Source organism: Mycobacterium sp. Aquia_216, from assembly GCF_026723865.1.
GTDB lineage: Bacteria > Actinomycetota > Actinomycetes > Mycobacteriales > Mycobacteriaceae > Mycobacterium.
Genome location: NZ_CP113529.1, coordinates 4,645,860 through 4,667,575 on the forward strand (window position 1 = coordinate 4,645,860; position 21,716 = coordinate 4,667,575).

Here is a 21,716-nt window from a genome sequence, read left to right on the forward strand (position 1 = left end):
GAGGGCCGTCATGACAGCGTCCACCCCGGACACCTCGCCGGGTCAGCCCGAGTCGCCAAATCGCCGCAGCCAGTTGAAATCCGACCGGCGATTGCAACTTCTGGCGGCGGCCGAACGGCTCTTCGCCGAACGCGGCTTTCTCGCGGTGCGACTCGAAGACATCGGCGCCGCCACCGGGGTAAGCGGCCCGGCGATCTATCGCCACTTCCCCAACAAGGAGTCGATGCTGGTCGAGTTACTGGTCGGGATCAGCGCCAGACTCCTCGCCGGGGCTCGCGAGGTGACCGGCCGCAGCGCCGACGCGGCCGACGCGCTCGATGGCCTGATCGATTTTCACCTCGACTTCGCGATCGGCGAGCCCGACCTGATCCGCATCCAGGACCGCGACCTGGCACACCTGCCCGCGGCCGCCGAACGGCAGGTACGCAAAGCCCAACGCCAATACGTAGAGGTCTGGGTCGGCGTGCTGCGCGAGCTGGACCCGGCACTGGCGGAAGCCGATGCCCGGCTGGCGGCGCACGCGGTATTCGGCTTGCTGAACTCGACACCGCACAGCATGAAGGCGGCAGAAAAGCCGACCCGCGGGGCGCGGTCGCGCGCCGTCATGCGCGCCATGACGGTCGCCGCACTGGGAGCCGGAAGCCAAGTCCGCTAATCGGGCGTCATCGAACGAATCCGCGCCCAGCCGCTCGGCTTAGGTACCCTGCAATTTGTGAGGTGGACATGAACGATCCACGTCGACCCGAGCGGGTTAGTCCCCTTCAAACGGGATCCGAACCGACCGGGCCGATTGGCCCGCGGAACGCGCCGCTCGCTGATCCGGCCTATGCCGACCAAGCGCCGTATGCGCCTGCCTACGGCGGGTACGCGCCGCAATGGGCGCCGGGGCTGAACGAGACCAACCCGACCAAACGGTTGCCGGCGTATTGGCAGCAAGACCAGCCGCCGCCGGGTGGGCTTCCGCCCGAGGGCTCGGCTCCCCCGCCGCCGGAAGGCCCGAGGTCGCCCCGCTGGTTGTTGATCGGCGCCGGCGCGGCGGTGCTGCTGGTTGTCGCGCTGTTGATCGCGCTGGTCCTCACGAACGGCGCGCTCAAGAACCAGACCGCCGTGCCGCCGTTGCCGGCGATGCCCGGATCGAGTGAGCAAAGCCCGACGCCCACCCCCTCGACACGCGCGGCGCCGCCGCCGCGGACCGTCGTGCCGGCGCCGCCACCGAGCGGGTCAGCCGCGCCCACCCCGGGCGCGACGCAAAACGTCGTCTACAACGTCAGCGGCGAGGGTCGCGCCATCAGCATCACTTACTGGGACACCGGCGACGTGATCCAGACCGAGTTCAATGTCGCGCTGCCGTGGAGCAAGCAGGTCAGTCTGTCGCAGTCGGCCGTCCATCCGGCCAGCGTCACGATCATCAACATCGGCCACAACGTCACCTGCTCGGTCACCGTCGACGGGGTGCAGGTGCGCCAACGCGTCGGGGGCGGCATCACCGTCTGCGACGCCGCGGGACGCTAAGACCGTTCCACCGCCGCGGCGGCATGGCGCGGCGGGACACGCACCGCCAGCATCGCGAGTAGTCCGGCGATCAGCACCAGCGATATCCCGCCCAGCCCGGCGCGGACGGCGCCGAACACGTCGACAAACACGGAGAAAAGCCACGGTGCCACGAACGCGACCGCCCGGCCCGTCATCGTGTACAGGCCGAATGCCACGCCTTCCCTGCCGTTGGTGGCCATCTGCAACAGCAGCGCACGCGCCGATGATTGCGACGGCCCGATGAACAGGCACAACAACAGCCCGCAGGTCCAGAAGGCGACCGGACCGGAGAGCACCATCATGGTGAGCGTGGTGACGACGATCGCCACCAGCGACGCGACGATGACCGGTTTGGATCCGATCCGGTGATCGACGAAGCCGCCGGCCACCGCCCCGACGGCGGCCACCACGCTGGCCGCCACACCGAAGATCAGCACGTTGGCCTGCGAGATGCCGTACACATTGACGCCCAACACGGCGCCGAAGGCGAATATCGCCGCAAGCCCGTCGCGGAAAAGCGCGCTGGCGCCGAGGAAGTAGACCAGGTTGCGGTCGCGCCGCCATTCGGCGGAGATTTCGGTCCACAGCTTGCGATAGCCGCCGAGCATGGTCGTCGGCTGGTACACCTCGCCGGTGTCGGGCAGCCGGTGCGCGACCAAGAGCAATGGCAGCGCCAACACCGCCAACCACGCCGCGGCGGCCAGCATGGCCTCCCGGACGTAGAGCCCGTCAGCCAGCGGCACGCGCAGCAGCCCGCGCACCGCGCCCGGCCCGGATCCGGCGCCCACGATGAAACCCGTGTAGATCAGCAACAGCAGCAGGACGCTGCCGAGGTAGCCCGCCGCCCAGCCCAGACCGGAAATCCGGCCGGCCGTGCCCGGGGTCGAGAGCTGCCGCAGCATCGCGTTGTACGGGACGCTGGCCAGGTCACCGCAGGCCGCCGTCGCGCCCAGCAGCGCCAACCCGGCCCACATGTAGGCGGGCCGGTCGTGGATCAGGAACATTGCGCAGGTCAGCGTCACCGCCAGCCCGGTCAACACGCTCAGGGCCACTCGTCTGCGTTGCGGTGATTCCACCCACACGCCGACCAGCGGCGCCAGCAGTGCGACCGTCAACCCGGCGAGCGCCCCCGCGCGGCCCAGCCAGCTCTCCGGCGTGGTGCTGCCGGGCATGCCCACGCCCACACTGCTCGTCAGGTAGACGGAGAACACGAATGTCGCCACGATCGCGTTCAGACCCGTTGACCCGCAATCCCACAGCGCCCATGCCACCACCCGGGATCGCACGATCCCGCCCACCCCCGGCTGACCCATGCCCGGCACTCTATTTGTTGAGCCGGCAAGACGCCGCGCGCGGTCGCGGCCGTTGTCGGAAAGGGTTTAGCGGCTGTCTACGATTGCCGCATGCCGGTACCCGCTCCCAGCCCCGATGCACGCGCCGTTGTCACCGGAGCTTCGCAAAACATCGGCGAAGCGCTGGCCACGGAATTGGCCGCGCGCGGACACCACCTCATCGTCACCGCGCGACGCGAAGACAAACTCAAGGACCTTGCCGCACGGCTAGCCGAGAAGTACGGCGTCACCGTCGAAGTGCGGGCCGCCGACCTCGCCGACCCGTCGGAACGCGCCGAACTGTGCGACGAATTGGCCACCCGCAACATCTCGATCCTGTGCGCCAACGCGGGCACCGGGACTTTCGGCCCGATCTCCGGCCTCGACCCGGCGGTCGAAAAGGCTCAGGTGCAACTGAATGCCGTAGCGGTGCACGACCTTACGTTGGCGGTGGTGCCGGGGATGGTCGGACGCGGTGCCGGCGGCATCTTGATTTCCGGTTCGGCGGCGGGCAATTCGCCGATCCCCTACAACGCGACCTATGCCGCCTCGAAAGCGTTCGTCAACACCTTCAGTGAATCGTTGCGCGGTGAACTGCGCCGCTCAGGTGTGCACGTCACGCTGCTGGCACCGGGCCCGGTGCGCACCGACCTGCCCGATGACGCGGAGAGGTCACTGGTCGAACGGCTGGTGCCGGACTTCCTGTGGATCTCCACCGAGCACACCGCGCAAGTCTCGCTGAATGCGTTGGAGCGCAACAAGATGCGCGTCGTTCCGGGCTTGACGTCCAAGGCCATGTCGGTCGGCAGCGGATATGCCCCGCGCGCGATCGTGGCGCCGATCGTGGGCAGCTTCTACAAGAAGCTCGGCGGCGGGTAACTCGCCCGCCCGCGAGCGTAGCCTGGCGGCGGCTGCCCGCTGCGAGCGTAACCTGGCTGCGAAAATCGCGCGGCATTGTTCGCAGTGACGTTACGCTCGCGACGCCCAGTGCTATTTACGGCGGCCGCGGCCCGTGCCGAAGATGCCTTTCACCGCTTCGCGTATCGCGGTGTTGATACCGCTTTTCACGGTCGGATTCTTCAGCACTTCCTCCCACATGGCCGGGCCCTTCGGCTCGAAGGGCTCCGGCATCGGCGGGATGTCGAAGTCCGTTGGCAACGACGGATTGTCGGGTTCCGCGTGCCGTTGCTCTGGTAGGGATGCGGGCACTTGAGGTTGCGATGGCTGCTGAATCGTCTGGCCGTATTTGGCTTGCAGTGGACTGGATTTGGCCGCGGCAGTGATCGCGTCGGTGCCGACGGCGCCCATCAGCGACCGGGGCACCCGCATGCGAGTCCAGGCCACCGGCGTGGGTGCGCCCTTCTCGGACAGCACCGTGACGACGGCCTCGCCGATCCCCAGCGAGGTCAACGCCGACTGCAGGTCGTAGACATCGGTTTTGGGATACGTGCGGACGGTCTTGGACAGCGCCTTCTGGTCATCGGGGGTGAACGCGCGCAAGGCGTGCTGCACCCGCGCGCCGAGCTGGGAGAGCACATCGTTGGGCAGATCGGTGGGCAACTGCGTGCAGAAGAAGACCCCGACGCCCTTGGATCGGATCAGCTTGACGGTCTGCTCGACCTGCTCGAGGAATGCCTTCGACGCGTCGGTGAACAGCAGGTGCGCCTCGTCGAAAAAGAAGACCAGCTTGGGCTTGTCGACGTCACCGACCTCGGGCAGAACGGCAAACAGATCTGCCAGTACCCACATCAGGAAGGTGGAGAAGATGACCGGACGCAACGACTGACCAGTGAACTCGAGTAGCGAGATGATGCCGTGGCCCCGGTCGTCGACACGCAGCAGATCCTGGGGGTCGAGCTTCGGCTCGCCGAAGAACGTGTCACCACCCTCGGATTCGAGGTTCACCAGGGATCGCAAGATGACGCCTGCGGTCGTCGACGACACCCCGCCAAGGGATTTCAGGTCCGCTTTGCCCTCGTCGCTGGTCAGGTGGCTGATCGCGGCGCGCAACTGGTCCAACGTAATCAGCGGTTGGTTGTTTTCCGTTGCCCAGTGGAAGATCAAACCCAGGGTCGACTCTTGGGTCGCGTTGAGCCCCAACACCTTTGACAACAAGACCGGGCCGAAACTGGCAACCGTCGCCCGTATGGGTACCCCGATCCCCTCGGTGCCCAGCGACAAGAACTCCACCGGGAATCCCGTCGCCACCCAACTGTCGCCCGTGTCTTTGGCACGCACCGCAGTCCTGTCGTTGGCCTCCCCCGGCCGGGACAGACCCGACAAGTCACCCTTCACGTCGGCCATCAACACCGAGACGCCTGCGGCACTGAGCTGCTCGGCGATCAGCTGCAGGGTCTTGGTCTTGCCGGTTCCGGTGGCTCCGGCCACCAGACCGTGCCGGTTGACGGTGGCCAGCGGGATGCGGATCTGCGCGGTTGGATCGGCGTCGCCGTCGACGACGACGGTGCCCAATTCCAGCGCCTGGCCTTCGACGGCATAGCCGCTGGCGATCCGCTGCGCGGGTCCGCCCGCCGCTGATTCAGTGGTCATCGCGCTCCGCCCCACCTCTCGGAGAAAGTTGCAACGCCCAACACTACTTCCCAGGGTGAGGCGGAGGCAGAGGCTCACGTGGGCATACGCTGAGCGCTGTGCGCGACGAATTGGTGTGGATCGACTGCGAGATGACCGGGTTGGATCTGAGGTCGGACAAGTTGATCGAGATCGCAGCCCTGGTCACCGACGCCGATCTGAACATTCTCGGCGACGGCGTCGACGTGGTGATCCACGCCGACGATGCTGCCCTGTCGTCGATGATCGACGTGGTCACCGAGATGCACACCCGCTCCGGGCTGATCAACGAGGTGCGGGCATCCACCGTCGACCTGGCCACCGCCGAGGCGATGGTGCTCGATTACATCGGCAAGCACGTCAAGCAGCCCAAGACGGCGCCGCTCGCGGGCAATTCGATCGCCACCGATCGTTCGTTCATCGCGCGCGATATGCCCGCCCTGGATTCGTTTCTGCATTACCGGATGATCGACGTCAGCTCGATCAAGGAGCTCTGCCGCCGCTGGTATCCCCGCATTTACTTTGGCCAGCCGGCCAAGGGGGTCACACACCGGGCGCTGGCCGACATCCGCGAGTCGATCCGCGAACTGCAGTTCTACCGCCGTACCGCGTTTGTATCGCCCCCGGGGCCTTCTACCAGCGAAATCGCCGCGGTGGCCGCCGAAATAGAGGGCAACGACGGCGCACCGGAGGCAACTGATTCGGCCGTCGAGCCACCGAACCGCTAGTATCGACAGTCGCTGCGCGTCTACGCGCGCAGCCATGGTGGGTGTAGTTCAGTTGGTAGAGCGTCAGGTTGTGATCCTGAATGTCGCGGGTTCGAGTCCCGTCACTCACCCCACAAGGTCAGAGGGCCTATCTGCCCTCTGACCTTTTTGTTCTCGGGGCCTGTTGCAGGCTCGACCCGGCACCGGAATGGACCCGCGCCCGTCGTCGAACCCGATTTCCTATTGCGTTGTGGCGCAGTGGCCTTGCGGTGCGGACAGCGATCCCGACCGCCCCGGCACTCGCGGACGGCGAGATCCCGACGTTGGTGATTGCCAACGCCATGTCTTTCAAGATCGCTTGGCGTCCTGTCCCCCCCATTGCTTCGGGACGGAGTGGCCGTGGCCGGCCTGAAGTACAAGGCGAATAGCATAGGGGCGCAGCCGCCAACTCTGTCGTAATCTATTGCGCCGCAACGAGCGAGCGTCACCGCAGCGCTATGCTGACCGGATTGCCGAGGCGCCGGCACGAGCAAGTCGGTGGGCGGCCTGTCGCAATGCCCTGTCCAATGCGAATATCGCCAGAGCGGAATCGTCGATCCCCGCCGGTGTCGTGGCACATGTGTCGCGGTCGTCGGCGTTGCCGGTTTCTGCGCCGCCGAGGTCAACACCGCGATCGGAGTGCGCGGGACGATGTGGATGGCGGCCGGCTTGGCGCTCCTCGGCGCGATCTACGGCCTGTGGCGCGTCATGCGGGTGGAACGGCGCTCACCGATGCCGCGCGAAAAACTCGACGCCATCAGGAGCGTGGCAGCGCTGCGGCCGTTGTCTGTCGCGACCGCCGACCAGCTTGCCTCGGCCCTGATCGCAGTTGCAGTTGCCGAGGGCGATGTCATTGTCCGGCAGGGCGAGTCCGCCGAGGACATGTTCCTGATCGGCTCCGGCGTCTTCGAAGCCATGGTTGACGGCCGGCACGTACGAACGCTGCACGACAGTGACCACGTCGGGGAGATCGCGTTGCTGTTCGATGCTGCGCGCACCGCCACGGTGCGGTGCGTACAGGCGGGCGCACTCTGGCGGCTGCGCCGGGCAGATTTCCTGAGCGCCAGCACCGGAAATTCGACCACCCAGGACGCGATGAGGGCGGTCGCCGACCAGCGGCTCGAGCACGCCGGCAGCATCGGCCTCGTCCCCGGGCAGTGAGGCTCGACGTCAGGTGTTGGCGTTGCCCGCTTTCCACTGCGGCCAGGGGATGTTCCAGTCGCCCAGGCCCTCGGCGCCGGGCAACGTGGGCCCGACGGTGTTGACGACCTCGACGATGTCGCCGCTCTTGCTGTGGTCGTAGAACCACTCGGCATTGCTCGGGCTCACGTTCAGGCAGCCGTGGCTGGTGTTGGTATGGCCTTGCGCACCGACCGACCACGGCGCGGAGTGCACGAACACGCCACTGTAGGACATCTGCGTGGCCCAGTCGACCTCGGTGCGATACCCGTTGGGCGAGTTGACCGGAACCCCGTACGTCGAGGAGTCCATGATGATGTGTCGGTACCGGCCACCGATGATGTAGAAGCCGTTGGCCGTTGGGGTGCTGTCCTTGCCCATCGAGGTCGGCATGGTCTTCACGACTTCGCCGTTGACCCGGACGGTCACCATCTTGGTGTTGTCATCGGCGGTCGAGATGACCTCGTCACCTATGGTGAAGTGGGTCTTGACGTTGTCTTCGCCGAACATCCCGTCGCCCAAATCGACGCCATAGGTGTTGACCGCGACGTCGACGGCCGTTCCTGACTTCCAGAAATGCTCTGGGCGCCAACGTACTTCGCGGTTGTTCAGCCAGTAGAACGCACCCTCGACGGGTGGGTTGGTGGTGATTTTGATCGCCTTTTGCGCCGCGGCTCGGTCCGCGATGTTCTCGTCGAACCGAATTGCCACCGGCTCGCCGATGCCGACGACCTCGCCGTCGCCCGGAGCGACGTAGGGCATCGTCAGGTGCGCGGGCGAACTGGTCGAGAAGCTCATCTGGCGGCTCGCCGCACCGCCGAGCCCAAGCGCCTTCACGTTCAGCGTGTAGTGCCGGTTGTAGCCGAGCTGCTCGGTGGTCGACCAGCGCAGTCCGTCGGAACTGAGTTGGCCGTTGATCGCCCTGCCGTTGTCGTTGACCATCGTGACCGACGCCAGCACGCCATCGGCGACGTTGACGGTGACCGGCGCATCGACGGTGACACCGACGGCACCGTCCGACACCGAGGAGGTGAGCTTGGGGACCAGCAGATCGGCAAATGGTGTGCCCTTGTCGAAGATCACCTTCGGCGGCGCGGCCGCGTGGTTACCGCTGCACGCGACACCGATCACGGCAAAGATGACCAACCCAGCAGCCAGCCACGATCGACGTCTGCGCAAAGGCGTCATCAAGTGACCTTCCATGACAATCCCGATTATGTTCTGGTCACCGCTGACCGGAGAATAGTTGGAAATATTCTAATGGGTTACGACCCGTAGTCATGACAACTCACAGGCTTTATCCGGCCCGTGACCAAAAGGCAGGATCGGCTGCGTCCGCAAAACGCAGGACAGTCGCCCGCCGCGCAGGCTCTACACTGGGAGGTCCAGCGATTTCGCGCAGCGACAGGATGCCTGTTATTGTCGCAACGCAATCTCGGCTGACCAGGCGCCGTTAGCTCAGTTGGTAGAGCAGCTGACTCTTAATCAGCGGGTCCGGGGTTCGAAACCCTGACGGCGCACAGCTCAGAGCGTTTTCCACGCTCTGACTGCATATGGCTCTGACTGTATATATGGGTACGCACGTTCGGGCTCACAAGTGAGCCCGCATCATTACCGCAGCGCACAGCGGCGGCTTCCCGACTGAGTCCGAGTGCCAAGCGGCGATTACGTACTCCTTCGACACAAAACCCGTGTGGTCTCGTCGCGCGCTGGCCCGTGTGGAAGCGTGCAAATGCACGCCGTTGGGTGCGGGGAACGCGCACTTTGGTGGTGCGACCCACATGGGCATTCGCGGGGTGTCCATAGAAGACTGGTCGAGTCCACTTACATTTTTGCGTATCGGGCCATGGCGAAGCTGTAGAGACCGTAGGTGATGATTCCCAGGCTGGCGAGAATCAGGAGTGTCGCTCCGTAGGGCTGAGCGCCGAGTGTTTTCAGCGCGCCGTCGAGTCCTGTGGCTTTGGCGGGCTCGGAAAGACTTGCGGCGATGATGACCAGTACGCCGGCGCCGATGATGACGAGGCCCTTGGCGATGTACCCGATCAGGCCGAGTCGCCGCACGAGGTCGCTGGGGGTGCCGTTGAGATCGTCGAGAAAGCTACGGCTGGCTCCCTTGTAGATGTGATATCCGCCGACGGCGACGATGATGAGGCCGCCGACGATCAGCACGACAGTGCCGATGGCGGTGTGCATGAGCCGGGCACTGAGCCCGGAATTCTGGTCGCCGGTGGATTTCCCTGCATTCCGGGCGAATCCGAGGGTGGAGTAGGCGAATCCGAAATAGACGACGGCCAGCGAAAAGGCCTTCGCTCGGTCCAGAATTTCGGACATGGTGCCCTGGGTTTTCGGGTCGGTGGAACGGCCGAGCGCTGTTTCGGCGAGCCGCCACAACGCCATGGTCAGTAGCGCGATTACGGCAGCCCAGAGCGCGACGAAGCCGCCCGGTTTGGTGGATAACGCAGCTAACGCTCCGGATTGATCGGCGCTGCCGCCGCCGCTACCCAGAGCGATCCGGATGGCGAGGTAGCCGATGATGACGTGGAGCACACCGCTGACGACATACCCGGCTCGGGCGGTGCGCTCGAAGATGCCGTTCTGGGCGATCTGTATCGCGGCGCTCGTCAGATCCCCGCCGGATCGTGGGTGTGTGGACACGCTCCAGCGCCGGTGTTGGTGTCGCTGAGCAGGGGGTCAGCCGCGGTGGCGAGGCGCGCCGGGCTCAACGGGACCCGGCTGTGGGTCGCGGTTCGTCGTGGGCGACCCCGCTGGTGTCGGACGCCGGGGATGCCGGGTCCAGCGAATCTGCGCGGTCCCATTGCTCGTTGAGGTGCTCGCGCGAGGTGACCGCTTCACCGCGGTGCACGGCAGCTTGTTGTTGCAGACCGGAGGCTTGAGCCGCTTTGACGTCGGCTTCGGCTTGGGCGGCGCGGGCTTTGGCGGCGGTCTCATCGGCGAGGGCTTCGCGTTGTCTGACCTGCAGTGTTTCCTGGTGGGCGTCCTGGCGGATCTTGTCTGCTTCGACGTGGCGCTGTTGGTTGCGTTTGTTGCGTGCCACCCAGGTGAGTCCTGCGATGAGCAGGATGGCCACGACCGCGGCGATGACGATCAAAACGATTGTGCTGGTAGCCATATCGGCTCCTTATGTTGGTGAAGCGATGTCGATGGTCGCGTTGCGGCCAGCCGGAGTTCGTCTGGCCCGCGCGGCGAGTAATGATGAGCCGTCGACCCCGATGCGGGGCCGACGTGCAGCGGGTTAGTAGTAGTGGCGGCGTCCGCCGACCGCGTGTCCCGACCGTCCCGCCACCAGCAGTATCAGGCCGACGACGAGCAGGATGACCCCTACGACCAAGACGATATGGGCGAAGGCGAAGGTGGGGACGAGGCTGGGGAGGATCAGCCCGAGGACGATCAGGACAATTCCGAGAACGATCATCAGTGTCTACCTAGTTTCGAAGGGTTGTGCAGAAATACGGGGTGGCGAGGGGTCAGCGTTTGAAAACGTCTTTGATTTTTGCCCCTGCCTGTTTGGCGTTGCCCTTGGCCTGATCGGCGCGGCCCTCGGTGCGCAGGCGGGTATTGCCGGTGGCGCGGCCGAAATACTTCTTGGTGGCGCCTTTGGCGGCTTCGGCTTTGTGGGCGAGCTTCTTAGCGATGCTCATGGCGGATTCCTTCATTTCTTCGGTGATCCCAGACCGCGACGGCGAACTGAGCGACAACCAGCGACGCGGGCTATCTACGGGGCTACGTCGAAGTGCCCGTGGTCGATGGTTTGCCGACGACGCGCCCAGCGGCCGAACAGGGAAACCTTTTCCCCGGCGGAACTAGCCGCTGTCGGATCCGACGTCGCAACGGTGTGCGTGGCGGGTTGGCGTTCAAGTAGTTGGGCGCGGTCACGGTTCACAAATGCGGTCTCGCGCTGAGAGCGTGCCAGGTCGCGTCGGGCATCGCGCCCACGGATGGCACTGCGCCGGGCGCCGGCCAACAACACACTCAAACCCAGCACCCCCACGGCGCCGACCACGATTCCAGACAAGAACAACGTGCCAGTCGACCCGGTGACGTGATACCCGAGCACGGAAAAGTTCTCCGCGACCGGATGAGTGCCCCCGGCATTGCCCAGCACCCCAACGGTCCCGACGATCACGGCGGCCAGCAGAACAACTAATCCGACGATGACCATCATGGTGAAGCCTCAATCCAGTGCTAGAACTCCTACTACACACCCAGGTCGACTGTTTGTCAACAGTGTTGACGTACACCATCGGTCTACAGTGACGACGGATAGGAGGTGTTGCTCAGGTGACAGAACCAACCGGGCCCGATTCCGCCGTTGGCGGTGCAGGCCCTTCCGTGACGGCCGGCTCCTCGGATGGACGCCAAATCACCCGGGGGCTCATCCTGCAGACCGCGTTAGACATCGTCGACCGCGACGGTGTAGACGGCCTGTCCATGCGCCGTCTCAGCGACGCGGTAAACCGCGACTCGACGGTGCTTTACCGGCACCTCCCCAACAAGGCCGCCGTCCTCGACGGCGTCGCCGAACTCGTCCTCACCCAGCTCGCGGTGGACACCACAGACCCCGACTGGGCCGCGCAGCTGCGCACCGTCGCCCACGACTTCCGGCGCCTCGCACTCGCGCATCCCAACGTCGTGCCGTTGTTGGTGACCCGGCCGCTAGCCACCCCACTTGGACAACGACCGCCCGGAACACTCCGGCCGCTCGAAGACGTCCTCACGCTGCTCATCGCCGCCGGGTTTGCCGGTGAGGACGCCCTGCACATCTACCGGGTTCTCTTCGCCTACCTGCACGGTCACATCGTTAATGAACTGCAGGAGATCGTCGAACGACCCGAAGAAACGGATCACGTTCTGCGGCTCGGTCTGCACCGGCTCTCGATCACCGAGTTCCCCCACCTACGGGCCCTCGCAGGCGTCCTCGCTTCGTACGACGGCGCCGCCGAACTCGACCGAGGCCTCGACTTGCTCCTCAACGGGCTAGCCGAAGCGGGGGCAGCGGGGCCAGAGCGATGACATCCGTGGGCGCAGCACATCATCGGCTCGGCTAATCATGTGCGGAGCGGTCATCCTCGCGCCGGGCGCCCAGCAGCCAGGCGGCTCGAAGTGGGCGACTCCAGGTACGCCACAATCGCATTGGTGAGCCCCTGGCGCGCCAGGTCGAGGTCGTAATAGCTGCCGAGCTGACGCTCTGAGGCGATGCCGCGCATCGCTCCCGGAATGAATGTGGCGACGGCGCGGACCCTTTCGGGGTCGACGTTCAAGTCAGCGAAAGCACTTTGACACGTTGCGAGCCAACCCCGCCCCCACGACTGGAGTTCCGCGGACGTGCGCGGGTATAGGCGCTCGAGCTCCGCGGGGTCGCGAGGAAGCGCGGCGCGCAGATTTTCGATCGCCCGCGAGTCGGTGGCCGTCAGGCCGTCGTAGAGAGTGTCGATGATGGCGGCGACTCGTTGTCGCAGTGGCGCTGTGGGGTTGGCGGGCGCGAAGACGTCCGCCCGATGCTCGGCGGTCCGATGTAGCACCGCGGCCCACAGGCCGTCGGCATCGCCGAACTGGTACTTCACCACACCCCAGGTGGCCCCGATCTGCTTGGCGATTCGATTCGCCGACACCGCTGCGGGATCGCCGGTAGCCAGTGCCTTCAGGGCCGCCTCCAACATGTTCTCGCGGGACGCATCACCGCGCCGGTTGGTGCGCTGCGGTTGAACATCCGAACCGGTCATCACCCAGATAATAACGGCTCAACCACGCATTTCAATGATTCACAGAGCCCTCTTTGAATTCCCCGTAGCGGGCACTATGCTTCTTCACCAGACGACGTGTCACGTGCAGCCCAACACGCCCGTTAGAGGAGTTCGGATGGCGAAACCGCCGCTGTCGATGAAGCCGACCGGTTGGTTCCAGGTCGCGTGGTCCGACGAGATCTCCGTCGGCGACGTGCACAAGATGCACTACTTCGGCCAGGAGATGGTGGCCTGGCGGGCTCAGTCGGGACGGCTGACGGTGATGGACGCCTATTGCGAACATCTGGGCGCTCATCTGGGTTTCGGCGGCCATGTCGAGGGCGAGGCCATCGAGTGCGCCTTCCACGGCTGGCAGTGGAACCATGAGGGCCGCAACGTCTGCATCCCCTACGAGAAGCGACCCAACCGCGGACGCAGGATGCGTACCTACCCGGTGGTGGAACGCAATGAGTCGGCCTACATCTGGCATGACGTCGAGGGTCGCGAGCCGTTCTTCGATGTGCCCGACATCTTCGGCAGTTTCGACGACGGCAGCAGCCTGGCCGACTACTACCCCCGCCAGACTCTGTACGAGCCGAGTCAAGAGCTGCATCCTCAGTACGTGATGGAAAACGGTGTCGACGTAGCCCATTTCAAGTTCGTGCACAAGACACCGATCGTGCCGGTGTTCATGCGCCATGACTTCGCCCAGCCGGTGTCCTATGTCGACTTCACCATCACCTTCGAGGGTGACGAAAACCAATCGATCGACGACATCGACAGCGGGGTGGAAGCGATCAACGGCGGAATCGGCATCGCGGTGACCAAGAGTTCCGGCATGATCGACAACCGGACCATCTCGGCGACCACCCCGGTCGACGAACACACCTCCGACGTGCGCTTCACGGTGTACATCGGCCGGGTGCCCGGCAAAGACACGCCTCGGCACCAAACAAAGGCCGAGGAGTTTGGCCGAGAAGTGATCCGGCAGTTCAAGCAGGACGTCTATATCTGGTCACACCAACGGTATTCGGATCCGCCCGCGCTGTCCGCCTCCGAGTTCGAAGGCTTCACCGCGATCCGCGAGTGGGCCCGACAGTTCTATCCCGACGGACGAGGCGGCAGTGCCGCCGAACTGCAATCCATGGCCGCCGAGGCTCGCTGAGTCCTGCCGAACGAGCGGGCTACAACATCAACCGAAAGGCCGCATCGAATGAACGCTCCAGTCCGTGTCTTCCAGGTAGCCACCGGCAACGTCGGCTCCGAGATGATCAAGCGGCTCGGCAACCGCACCGATTTGGAACTGGTTGGCCTGCACTGTTATTCGCCGGAGAAGATCGGCCGCGACGCCGGTGAGATCGTCGGGCTACCGGCGATCGGGGTGAAGGCGACCGGCACGATCGAGGAGATCATCGCGGCCAAACCCGACGTGCTCACCTTCCATGGCGTCTTTCCCGACGAGGACCTCTACGTCCCGGTCCTCGAAGCCGGGATCAACATCGTGACCACCGCCGACTGGATCACCGGCTTTCACCGCGACGTCAACCACCCGCACCACTCCGGCAAGAAGGTAACCGAGCTGCTCGCCGAGGCCTGCGCAAAGGGCGGCTCCACCTTCTACGGCACGGGCATGAACCCCGGCCTGAACCAGATCCTCGGCGTCGTGTGCTCCGCCGACGTCGCCGAAATCGAGAACGTCACCACCATCGAATCCGTCGACGTGTCGTGTCACCACAGCAAGGACACCTGGATCGAGGTCGGCTACGGCCTGCCTGTCGACGATCCATCGATCCCGGGCAAGCTGAGGAAGTACACAGAGGTCTTCGCTGACAGCGTGCTGATGATGGCCGACTGCTTCGACATCAAACTCGACGAGGTCAAGTTCAGCTACGAACTCGGCGCGTGCACCAAAGACGTCGACCTGGGTTGGTACCGGATGCCGAAGGGCTCTCTCGGCGGCAACTACATCAAGTACCAGGGCATGGTCAACGGCGTGCCCAAGGTGGAGACGCACCTCGAGTGGCAAATGACCCCGCACACCGACCCCAGCTGGGACATCAAGGGCTGCTACATCACTCAGATCAAGGGCGACCCCTGCATCTACAACAAGCACATGGTCTTTCCGAAGCCCGGTGTCGACCTGTCCAATCCCGACAACTTCGCCTCCATCGGCATGACCGTCACCGGCCTGCCGGCCCTCAATGCCATCAAGTCGGTCGTCGCCGCCCCGCCGGGACTGGTGACAAGCGCCGACCTGCCGCTGCGTGGCTTCGCCGGCCGCTTCAAGGTCTAGCCGTCTCCCCTGTGAGATGGGGTAGCCTGTCACCATCCACTTGCATCCAGAGCGTATGGTCAGGCGGAAAAGGCGAGCAGCGCGCCACGACGCGGCTGCCGATCCAGACGGCGAGGAACGGGTATGTCATACGACACGATCATCCGCAATGGACGGTGGTTTGACGGGACCGGAGCACCCTCGGCCGTCCGCAACATCGGCATTTCCGCCGGACACGTCGCCGCGGTCTCGGCCGAGGACCTCGACGAAACCGGTTGCCGCAATGTCATTGACGCATCAGGGAAGTGGGTTGTCCCAGGGTTCCTCGACATTCACACGCACTATGACATCGAGGTCTTGGAAGGCCCGGGGTTGGCAGAGTCGGTTCGCCACGGTGTGACGACGGTGGCAACCGGGTCGTGCTCGATATCGACGATCCATGTCGACGCTGAAGAAGCCGGCGACCTGTTCGGCCGAGTCGAGGCGATCCCCCGCCAGCACGTGATCAAGTCGATCGGCGCGCACAAGACATGGAGCAGTGGCCAGCAGTACATCAAAGCAATCGAGAACCTGCCGCTCGGCCCGAACCTGTGTTCCTTCATCGGGCATTCGGACATCCGCACCGTCACGATGGGACTCGAGCGTTCCACTGACGACGACATCAAGCCGACCCGCGCCGAGGTGGCGCGAATGGAGCAGATGCTGACCGAGGCACTCGATGCCGGCTTCATCGGGTTGTCCACCAACCAGCTGAAATTCGACAAACTCGACGGTCAGCTCTGCCGGTCGCGCACCCTGCCGTCCACCTACGCCAAGTGGCGAGAGAACCGTCGGCTCCAGAACCTGGTGCGCGCGCGGGGCCGCATCTTGCAATCAGCTCCCGACATCAGCATGCCGCTGAGGATGGTCGTCCAGGCACTGCAATCGATCGGGTTGTTTCGCCGGCCATTGAAGACCACATTGCTGGCCGCGGCCGACGCCAAGTCGAATCCTGTCGCGTTCTACTTCCTCAAGGGACTCGCCACGGCCGTCAACGGGCTCGGCGCCGATTTCCGCTTCCAGCATCTCCCAGTACCGTTCACCGTCTACGCCGACGGGATCGACTTCGTCATCTTCGAGGAGTTCGGGTCGGGGCAGGAAGCCATGCATCTGGCGGACTGTCTGGAACGCGACGAGTTGATGCGTGATGAGGCTTACCGACGGCGGTTCCGCAAAGACTACGACCAGAAGTTCGGAATTCGGGTGTGGCACCGCGACTTCTTCGACGCGATCATCACGGACTGCCCGGACCCGTCCGTCATCGGAAAGTCGTTCGGCGAGGTCGGCATTGATCGCGGAGGGGTGCACCCAGTCGACGCGTTCCTCGATCTGGTGCTCGAGCACGGCGCCAAACTCCGCTGGTTCACCACGATCTCCAACCACCGACCCGAGGTGCTCAAGAAGTTCGCCAAGGACCCCTTCACCCAGTTGGGGTTCTCGGATGCCGGTGCGCACCTGCGGAATATGGCCTTCTACAACATGGGCCTACGGCTACTCAAGCACGTGCGGGACGCAGAGAATGCCGGAACGCCTTTCATGACAGTCGAACACGCCGTACACCGCCTCAGCGGTGAAATCGCCGACTGGTACGGGATCGACGCCGGCCACCTGCGCATCGGTGACCGGGCGGACCTGTCGATCATCGATCCCGAGCGCCTCGACGACTCCCTGGAGAAGTACGCCGAGGAGCGCGTCGAGCAATACGGGGGATTGTCTCGCATGGTGAACCGCAACGACGCCACCGTCGTTGCGGTGTTCATCAGCGGACGGCAGGTCGTGGCCAACGGCGAACCCACCGACATCCTCGGGAAGGTGCGTACCGGCAGCTTCCTGCGCGCCGGCCGGCGATCGCCTGCGGTGGCCGCGCGCTCGGCGGAGCCCAGCGTGATCGATCACCACGCCAACGCGAACGGTATTCGTACATAAGAGATTCAGCAGATCCCTTGTTCTCGGCCCCGAGAAGCCGTAGCCCGGCATGGAGAAAACGACGACGTGGAACCGTTCACGCAGCAGCGGAAGAACATCGAGGAACTCGATGATCGAACCGGGCCACCCGTGAACCAACACCAATGGAATGGCGTCCTCGTCAACCGAAAGAACGTGCAGCAGGTGCACCCGCTGTCCGGCGGCGGTGGTGATGAACGATCCCCAGCCGTTGAGCTCGGCCTCGGTGGCCCGCCAGTCATAGCCGTCGCACCAGCGGTCCACGAGCGACCGTAGCGCGACTGGTCCGTTCCGTAATCCCATCCGGCGCCGGCGAGTTCGTCTGGCCACCTGGCGGATTGGAGGCGGCGACGCAGATCGTCCAACTCGCCGTCTGCGACATCGATCTTGTAGGGGGTCAGCCCGTGACCGGTGCCCATCAGCCTCCTTCACGTGGATTCGACACGATGCTAGCCTACGACTAGACATTGTCGACGATCTGTCTAGTCATGCGGAGGAATTGTGGTCCTACCTGCCTCGACATCCGCATCGACGGATCTGAGCCGACTCCTCGGGCTACCGTTCGCGGACTCCAACGACGTCATTCGAGATGCGGTCGAACAGGCGAGTGTTCCAGCGCTGCTGATGTCGATGGTTCACATGACTGGCGACATGGGTCTGCTCGAGGAGCTTCCGCGGCCATTCATGCTCGTCGCGATGGACCTGCAGGGCGCCATGAGCGAACCCGACAAGAAGTTGGTGCGCAACCACGCCTTCGACGTGATTCGCGACTACCGCGACCGGGGCTGTCCCCCGCCGTTCGTCCCGGATGCCGACCAGATGCGGGTGATGTTCGACGTGATGTCGGCCGGCCAGGTCACCGAGGAGTACGTCGACTACGTGGCCGCCGACTTGCGATTCAGTGATGCCGATCAGTGCGGGCCGGTACTGCAGTCCACACCCGAGCAGCGTGCCGACTTCCCCGTCGTCGTCATCGGATGCGGTGAGGCCGGTCTGCTGGCCGGGATCAAGCTCAAGGCTGCGGGCGTGCCGTACACGATCATCGAAAAGCAACCGGGTGTGGGCGGAACATGGCTGGCCAACCGCTATCCGGGTTGCCGCGTGGACATCGCCAACCAATACTACGCGTATTCGTTTGAGCCACTCGACCACTGGACGCACTACTACTCCGAACAGCCCGAGATCCTGCAGTACCTCAATGACGTGGCGACCCGCTACGACATCACGCCCGACGTGCGGTTCAACACCGAGGTGACCGGCGCGGACTGGGACGAGGAATCGGCAACCTGGCGGGTGACGATCCGCGGGGCGGACCGCCGGGTCGAGACGCTGACCGCACGGGCCCTGATCTGCGCGGTCGGCCAGTTCAGCAATGCTGTCATTCCGGATATCAAGGGCACCAAAGACTTTCGCGGACCGTCCTTTCATACCGCGGATTGGCGCGACGATGTCGATCTGGCGGGCAAGCGGGTCGCGGTCATCGGCGCCGGCGCCAGCGGATTCCAGCTGGTGCCCGCAATCGCCGACTCGACTCAACACGTCGACGTCTACCAGCGCACGCCACAATGGATGGCGCCCAACCCCATCTACCACGACGCCATCCCCGACGGTGCGCGGTGGGCGATCCGCCATCTGCCCTACTACGCACGATGGCTGCGGTTCGTGTCGTGGTGGCCGATCGCCGACGCGCTCGACGAGCAGGTGAAGATCGACCCGAAGTGGGACAACGGCGGACTCTCGTGCAGCGAGTCGAACCACGCGATTCGCGAGATGTTCATCGCGTGGATGCGCGTCTTCTGCACCGACGAAGAGCTGTTGGCCAAGGTCACCCCGAAGTATCCCCCGATGGGCAAGCGGACATTGCAGGACAACGGAACCTGGCTCACCACGCTGCAGCGTGACGATGTCGATCTGATCACCGACGGCATCGCCGAGATCACCGCCGATGGAGTGCGGACCGTCGACGGAGTACATCGACGCGCCGATGTGCTGGTGTGGGCCACCGGGTTCGACGTCAATCACCAACTCGGACCCATCAATGTCCGCGGCCGCAACGGCATCGAGCTCAACACGGCCTGGGGCGATTCCGCGTACGCCTATTTGGGCGTCACCGTGCCGGGCTTCCCGAACTTCTTCTGCATGTTCGGTCCGGGCACGAACGCCGTGAACGGGGCCAGCATTATCTACAACTCGGAGTGCCAGATGCGTTACATCATGGGGTGTATCGACATGGTGCTCGCGGGCGGTTTCGGCTCGGCCACGCCGCGGGAACAGGTGTGCAAGGACTACAACCGCCGCAGCCGGCAACGGCTCAAGGAAATGGTGTACACCCACCCGGCGGTCTCCAGCAGCTACTACAAGAACGTCGCGGGCCACGTCCCCACGTTGTACGGGTTCCGCATTTTCGACTATTGGACGTGGACCAACCGTCCCAATCCCGACGACTATGAATTGCGGCGCGCGGGCGCTTCCCACAAGCAGGATGCCCGATGAGCGGGTCGACTTTGTCGGCGTCGCAATTTCTGTCCCATCCTGTGGTTGCCGGGAGTAGTTTTTCCTCGGTGCCTGGCTGATGATTGGCACCCCTGTGAAATAGCCGCGTCAAAGGAGCTGCAATGGGGTTCATTCAGCCCAACCTGCCCGTCGTCGACGTGGCCGAGTGGAGCAAGGGCACCCGCGCCGAGCGGATCATCCCGATGACGCGCCACATCGCCGAGAACGGATTCGGCATTCCCCTGGTGATGCACGTGATGTACGGGGTGAAGATCGCGCTCTACATCCTCGGGGGCTGGTTCTTCGGCTGGTGCACAACGGGCATCGGCGGCTTCACCGACGTCGGCGCCTGGTGGTCGGAGCCGATCGTGTTCCAAAAGGCCGTTCTGTTCACCATGCTGTTCGAAGTCGTCGGCCTCGGTTGTTGTTTCGGGCCGTTGGCCGGACGTTATTTTCCGCCGATGGGATCGATCCTGTACTGGCTGCGGCCCGGCACCATCCGGCTGCCACCCTGGCCCGACCGGGTCCCGCTGACCGAAGGCAACAACAGGACGCCGTTCGACGCATCGGTTTATGGCGCGCTGCTCGTTTTGCTCGCGATGGCACTGGTGTCCGACGGCTCCGGCCCAATTCCTGCCCTGGGCACGGTGATTGGCGTGTTGCCGCAGTGGCAGACCGTCGCGATCCTCTCCGTCTTGGCGGTGATCAGCTTGCGGGACAAGGTGATCTTCCTGGCCGCGCGCGCCGAGGTGTACGGTCCGCTGGCGTTGGTGTTCTTGTTCTCCGGGGCCGACATCGTCATCGGCGCCAAGCTGGTCTTCATGGCGATCTGGCTCGGCGCAGCCGCATCGAAGCTCACCAAGCACTTCCCGTTCGTGATCTCGACAATGCTGGCCAACAACCCGTTTTTGCCCTCGGGTGTGCTCAAGCGGTCGCTTTTCAAGCGCTTTCCGGATGATCTGCGGCCCAGCGCATTGGCGGGTTTCATCGCCCATTTCTCCACGGCGATCGAAGGTCTGGTGCCGTTGGCGCTGCTGTTCTCACCTGGCGGCTGGCCGACGGCGGTCGCCGCGTTCGTGATGATCGTATTTCACCTGAACATCCTGCTGGCCTTCCCGATGGGCGTGCCGCTGGAGTGGAACGTGTTCATGATCTTCGGTGTGCTGTGGCTGTTCGTGTCGCACGCTTCGATTGGGCTGTCGGATCTGAGCGGTCCCTGGCCCGTCGTGCTGTTGGTCGTGATCGCGTCGGTCGTGGTGCTGGGAAACCTGTACCCGCGCAAGGTTTCGTTCCTGCCCGGCATGCGCTACTACGCCGGCAACTGGGATACCACGGTGTGGTGCGTCAAGCCGGCGATGGACGAGAAGTTCCGCACCGGCTCCCGTGCGCTGGGCCCGATGCAGCACCTGCAGCTCGAGCGGTTGTACGGCAGCAAGGAGGAAACGCTGATCCCCCTGCACCTGGCGCTGGCGTTCCGCGGCATGAACACCCACGGGCGCGCGCTGCTCACGCTGGTGCACCGCGCGCTGGCCGGCTACGACGAGGACGACTACAACCTCTGCGAGGGCGAGGTCCTCTGCGCGATGGTGCTGGGGTGGAACTTCGGCGACGGGCACCTGCACAACGAGTGCCTCGTCGAGGCGCTACAGCAGCGGTGCGGATTCGAGCCGGGCGACGTGCGGGTCGTGATCCTCGACGCGCAGCCCATCCACAAGCAGCGGCAGGAGTATCGGCTCGTGGATGCGGCGACGGGCGAATTCGAGCGCGGGTACGTCGACGTCGACGACATGGTCACCACTCAGCCGTGGGCGGACGACCTCCCCGTGCACGTCGAGCGCAGCGCCGCCGCCGGCACGGGCTGACAACCCGT

Annotated in this window: 20 protein-coding genes, 2 tRNA genes and 1 pseudogene; 13 read left to right on the forward strand and 10 right to left on the reverse strand. The window is 64.6% G+C overall.

Annotated features, from left to right (window positions below):
• Positions 1 to 10: 10 nt before the first annotated feature.
• Positions 11 to 655: an SACE_7040 family transcriptional regulator gene (locus OK015_RS21675; RefSeq protein WP_268126032.1), complete on the forward strand. Its 645-nt coding sequence runs from the start codon at positions 11 to 13 to the stop codon at positions 653 to 655.
• Between the two features lie 68 nt (positions 656 to 723).
• Complete coding sequence (locus tag OK015_RS21680; RefSeq protein ID WP_268126033.1) at positions 724 to 1,512, forward strand: MmpS family transport accessory protein; 789 nt, start codon at positions 724 to 726, stop codon at positions 1,510 to 1,512.
• On the opposite strand, the gene OK015_RS21685 is transcribed toward OK015_RS21680, so the two are convergent.
• Positions 1,509 to 2,846: an MFS transporter gene (locus OK015_RS21685; protein WP_268126034.1), complete on the reverse strand. Its 1,338-nt coding sequence runs from the start codon at positions 2,844 to 2,846 to the stop codon at positions 1,509 to 1,511. The two genes, OK015_RS21680 and OK015_RS21685, sit on opposite strands and share 4 nt — an antisense overlap.
• A gap of 90 nt (positions 2,847 to 2,936) precedes the next feature.
• Between OK015_RS21685 and cmrA the strand changes: the two genes are divergently transcribed.
• Complete coding sequence (cmrA, locus tag OK015_RS21690) at positions 2,937 to 3,743, forward strand: mycolate reductase (RefSeq protein WP_268126035.1); 807 nt, start codon at positions 2,937 to 2,939, stop codon at positions 3,741 to 3,743.
• Between the two features lie 111 nt (positions 3,744 to 3,854).
• Here the strand turns inward: cmrA and OK015_RS21695 are convergent, their stop codons facing one another.
• Positions 3,855 to 5,414 carry a helicase HerA-like domain-containing protein gene (locus OK015_RS21695; RefSeq protein ID WP_268126036.1) on the reverse strand — a complete coding sequence of 520 codons (1,560 nt, stop codon included), beginning with the start codon at positions 5,412 to 5,414 and terminating at the stop codon, positions 3,855 to 3,857.
• Positions 5,415 to 5,512: 98 nt separating this feature from the next.
• Between OK015_RS21695 and orn the strand changes: the two genes are divergently transcribed.
• The 3 genes from orn (at position 5,513) to OK015_RS21710 (ending at position 7,339) form a co-directional block, all read left to right on the forward strand.
• The gene (orn, locus tag OK015_RS21700) at positions 5,513 to 6,160 is read left to right on the forward strand and encodes an oligoribonuclease (RefSeq protein ID WP_268126037.1); all 648 of its coding nucleotides are present in this window, start codon (positions 5,513 to 5,515) and stop codon (positions 6,158 to 6,160) included.
• Between the two features lie 37 nt (positions 6,161 to 6,197).
• Positions 6,198 to 6,273: transfer RNA gene (locus OK015_RS21705), tRNA-His, on the forward strand.
• Positions 6,274 to 6,676: 403 nt separating this feature from the next.
• A complete protein-coding gene (locus OK015_RS21710) occupies positions 6,677 to 7,339 on the forward strand; it encodes a cyclic nucleotide-binding domain-containing protein (protein WP_268126039.1) in 663 nt (220 codons plus the stop codon).
• 9 nt (positions 7,340 to 7,348) lie between these two features.
• Here OK015_RS21710 and OK015_RS21715 read toward each other — a convergent pair whose 3' ends face one another.
• A complete protein-coding gene (locus tag OK015_RS21715; protein ID WP_268126041.1) occupies positions 7,349 to 8,560 on the reverse strand; it encodes a L,D-transpeptidase in 1,212 nt (403 codons plus the stop codon).
• 244 nt (positions 8,561 to 8,804) lie between these two features.
• Between OK015_RS21715 and OK015_RS21720 the strand changes: the two genes are divergently transcribed.
• A tRNA-Lys gene (locus OK015_RS21720) sits at positions 8,805 to 8,877 on the forward strand.
• Positions 8,878 to 9,181: 304 nt separating this feature from the next.
• On the opposite strand, the gene OK015_RS21725 is transcribed toward OK015_RS21720, so the two are convergent.
• The 5 genes from OK015_RS21725 to OK015_RS21745 form a co-directional block, all read right to left on the reverse strand.
• Positions 9,182 to 10,012 (reverse strand): DUF1206 domain-containing protein, encoded by an 831-nt coding sequence (locus OK015_RS21725; RefSeq protein ID WP_442791144.1) that lies wholly within the window; start codon positions 10,010 to 10,012, stop codon positions 9,182 to 9,184.
• A gap of 64 nt (positions 10,013 to 10,076) precedes the next feature.
• Complete coding sequence (locus OK015_RS21730; RefSeq protein WP_268126042.1) at positions 10,077 to 10,487, reverse strand: hypothetical protein; 411 nt, start codon at positions 10,485 to 10,487, stop codon at positions 10,077 to 10,079.
• A gap of 123 nt (positions 10,488 to 10,610) precedes the next feature.
• A complete protein-coding gene (locus tag OK015_RS21735) occupies positions 10,611 to 10,790 on the reverse strand; it encodes a DUF6131 family protein (RefSeq protein WP_268126043.1) in 180 nt (59 codons plus the stop codon).
• 52 nt (positions 10,791 to 10,842) lie between these two features.
• On the reverse strand, positions 10,843 to 11,016 hold the full coding sequence (locus OK015_RS21740; protein WP_268126044.1) for a CsbD family protein: 174 nt from the start codon (positions 11,014 to 11,016) through the stop codon (positions 10,843 to 10,845).
• Between the two features lie 74 nt (positions 11,017 to 11,090).
• Complete coding sequence (locus OK015_RS21745; protein WP_268126045.1) at positions 11,091 to 11,540, reverse strand: hypothetical protein; 450 nt, start codon at positions 11,538 to 11,540, stop codon at positions 11,091 to 11,093.
• Between the two features lie 167 nt (positions 11,541 to 11,707).
• On the opposite strand from OK015_RS21745, the gene OK015_RS21750 reads away from it, so the two are divergent.
• On the forward strand, positions 11,708 to 12,388 hold the full coding sequence (locus OK015_RS21750; protein WP_268132978.1) for a TetR/AcrR family transcriptional regulator: 681 nt from the start codon (positions 11,708 to 11,710) through the stop codon (positions 12,386 to 12,388).
• A gap of 50 nt (positions 12,389 to 12,438) precedes the next feature.
• Here OK015_RS21750 and OK015_RS21755 read toward each other — a convergent pair whose 3' ends face one another.
• Positions 12,439 to 13,098: a TetR/AcrR family transcriptional regulator gene (locus OK015_RS21755; protein ID WP_268126047.1), complete on the reverse strand. Its 660-nt coding sequence runs from the start codon at positions 13,096 to 13,098 to the stop codon at positions 12,439 to 12,441.
• A gap of 136 nt (positions 13,099 to 13,234) precedes the next feature.
• Between OK015_RS21755 and OK015_RS21760 the strand changes: the two genes are divergently transcribed.
• From OK015_RS21760 to OK015_RS21770, 3 genes are all read left to right on the forward strand, one after another.
• Entirely contained in the window at positions 13,235 to 14,263 is a 1,029-nt protein-coding gene (locus OK015_RS21760) for a Rieske 2Fe-2S domain-containing protein (RefSeq protein ID WP_268126049.1), read from the forward strand.
• 48 nt (positions 14,264 to 14,311) lie between these two features.
• Positions 14,312 to 15,391 (forward strand): NAD(P)H-dependent amine dehydrogenase family protein, encoded by a 1,080-nt coding sequence (locus tag OK015_RS21765; RefSeq protein ID WP_268126051.1) that lies wholly within the window; start codon positions 14,312 to 14,314, stop codon positions 15,389 to 15,391.
• Between the two features lie 123 nt (positions 15,392 to 15,514).
• Positions 15,515 to 17,335, forward strand: coding sequence for an N-acyl-D-amino-acid deacylase family protein (locus tag OK015_RS21770; protein WP_268126052.1), 1,821 nt, complete (start codon positions 15,515 to 15,517; stop codon positions 17,333 to 17,335).
• Positions 17,336 to 17,407: 72 nt separating this feature from the next.
• On the opposite strand, the pseudogene OK015_RS21775 reads toward OK015_RS21770, so the two are convergent.
• Positions 17,408 to 17,772, reverse strand: a pseudogene (locus OK015_RS21775) (epoxide hydrolase N-terminal domain-containing protein); the annotation flags it as partial.
• 82 nt (positions 17,773 to 17,854) lie between these two features.
• On the opposite strand from OK015_RS21775, the gene OK015_RS21780 reads away from it, so the two are divergent.
• Both OK015_RS21780 and OK015_RS21785 read left to right on the forward strand, forming a co-directional pair.
• On the forward strand, positions 17,855 to 19,846 hold the full coding sequence (locus OK015_RS21780) for a flavin-containing monooxygenase (RefSeq protein WP_268126053.1): 1,992 nt from the start codon (positions 17,855 to 17,857) through the stop codon (positions 19,844 to 19,846).
• A gap of 122 nt (positions 19,847 to 19,968) precedes the next feature.
• A complete protein-coding gene (locus tag OK015_RS21785; protein ID WP_268126054.1) occupies positions 19,969 to 21,708 on the forward strand; it encodes a DUF3556 domain-containing protein in 1,740 nt (579 codons plus the stop codon).
• Positions 21,709 to 21,716: the final 8 nt, after the last annotated feature.

Excerpts from the sequence above, each read along its gene's own strand:
- OK015_RS21675 (WP_268126032.1), top strand. The coding sequence starts at position 11 with ATGACAGCGTCCACCCCGGACACCTCGCCGGGTCAGCCCGAGTCGCCA.
- OK015_RS21680 (WP_268126033.1), top strand. The coding sequence starts at position 724 with ATGAACGATCCACGTCGACCCGAGCGGGTTAGTCCCCTTCAAACGGGA.
- OK015_RS21685 (WP_268126034.1), bottom strand. The coding sequence starts at position 2,846 with ATGGGTCAGCCGGGGGTGGGCGGGATCGTGCGATCCCGGGTGGTGGCA.
- cmrA (WP_268126035.1), top strand. The coding sequence starts at position 2,937 with ATGCCGGTACCCGCTCCCAGCCCCGATGCACGCGCCGTTGTCACCGGA.
- OK015_RS21695 (WP_268126036.1), bottom strand. The coding sequence starts at position 5,414 with ATGACCACTGAATCAGCGGCGGGCGGACCCGCGCAGCGGATCGCCAGC.
- OK015_RS21715 (WP_268126041.1), bottom strand. The coding sequence starts at position 8,560 with ATGGAAGGTCACTTGATGACGCCTTTGCGCAGACGTCGATCGTGGCTG.
- OK015_RS21730 (WP_268126042.1), bottom strand. The coding sequence starts at position 10,487 with ATGGCTACCAGCACAATCGTTTTGATCGTCATCGCCGCGGTCGTGGCC.
- OK015_RS21735 (WP_268126043.1), bottom strand. The coding sequence starts at position 10,790 with ATGATCGTTCTCGGAATTGTCCTGATCGTCCTCGGGCTGATCCTCCCC.
- OK015_RS21740 (WP_268126044.1), bottom strand. The coding sequence starts at position 11,016 with ATGAGCATCGCTAAGAAGCTCGCCCACAAAGCCGAAGCCGCCAAAGGC.
- OK015_RS21745 (WP_268126045.1), bottom strand. The coding sequence starts at position 11,540 with ATGATGGTCATCGTCGGATTAGTTGTTCTGCTGGCCGCCGTGATCGTC.
- OK015_RS21755 (WP_268126047.1), bottom strand. The coding sequence starts at position 13,098 with ATGACCGGTTCGGATGTTCAACCGCAGCGCACCAACCGGCGCGGTGAT.
- OK015_RS21760 (WP_268126049.1), top strand. The coding sequence starts at position 13,235 with ATGGCGAAACCGCCGCTGTCGATGAAGCCGACCGGTTGGTTCCAGGTC.
- OK015_RS21765 (WP_268126051.1), top strand. The coding sequence starts at position 14,312 with ATGAACGCTCCAGTCCGTGTCTTCCAGGTAGCCACCGGCAACGTCGGC.
- OK015_RS21770 (WP_268126052.1), top strand. The coding sequence starts at position 15,515 with ATGTCATACGACACGATCATCCGCAATGGACGGTGGTTTGACGGGACC.
- OK015_RS21785 (WP_268126054.1), top strand. The coding sequence starts at position 19,969 with ATGGGGTTCATTCAGCCCAACCTGCCCGTCGTCGACGTGGCCGAGTGG.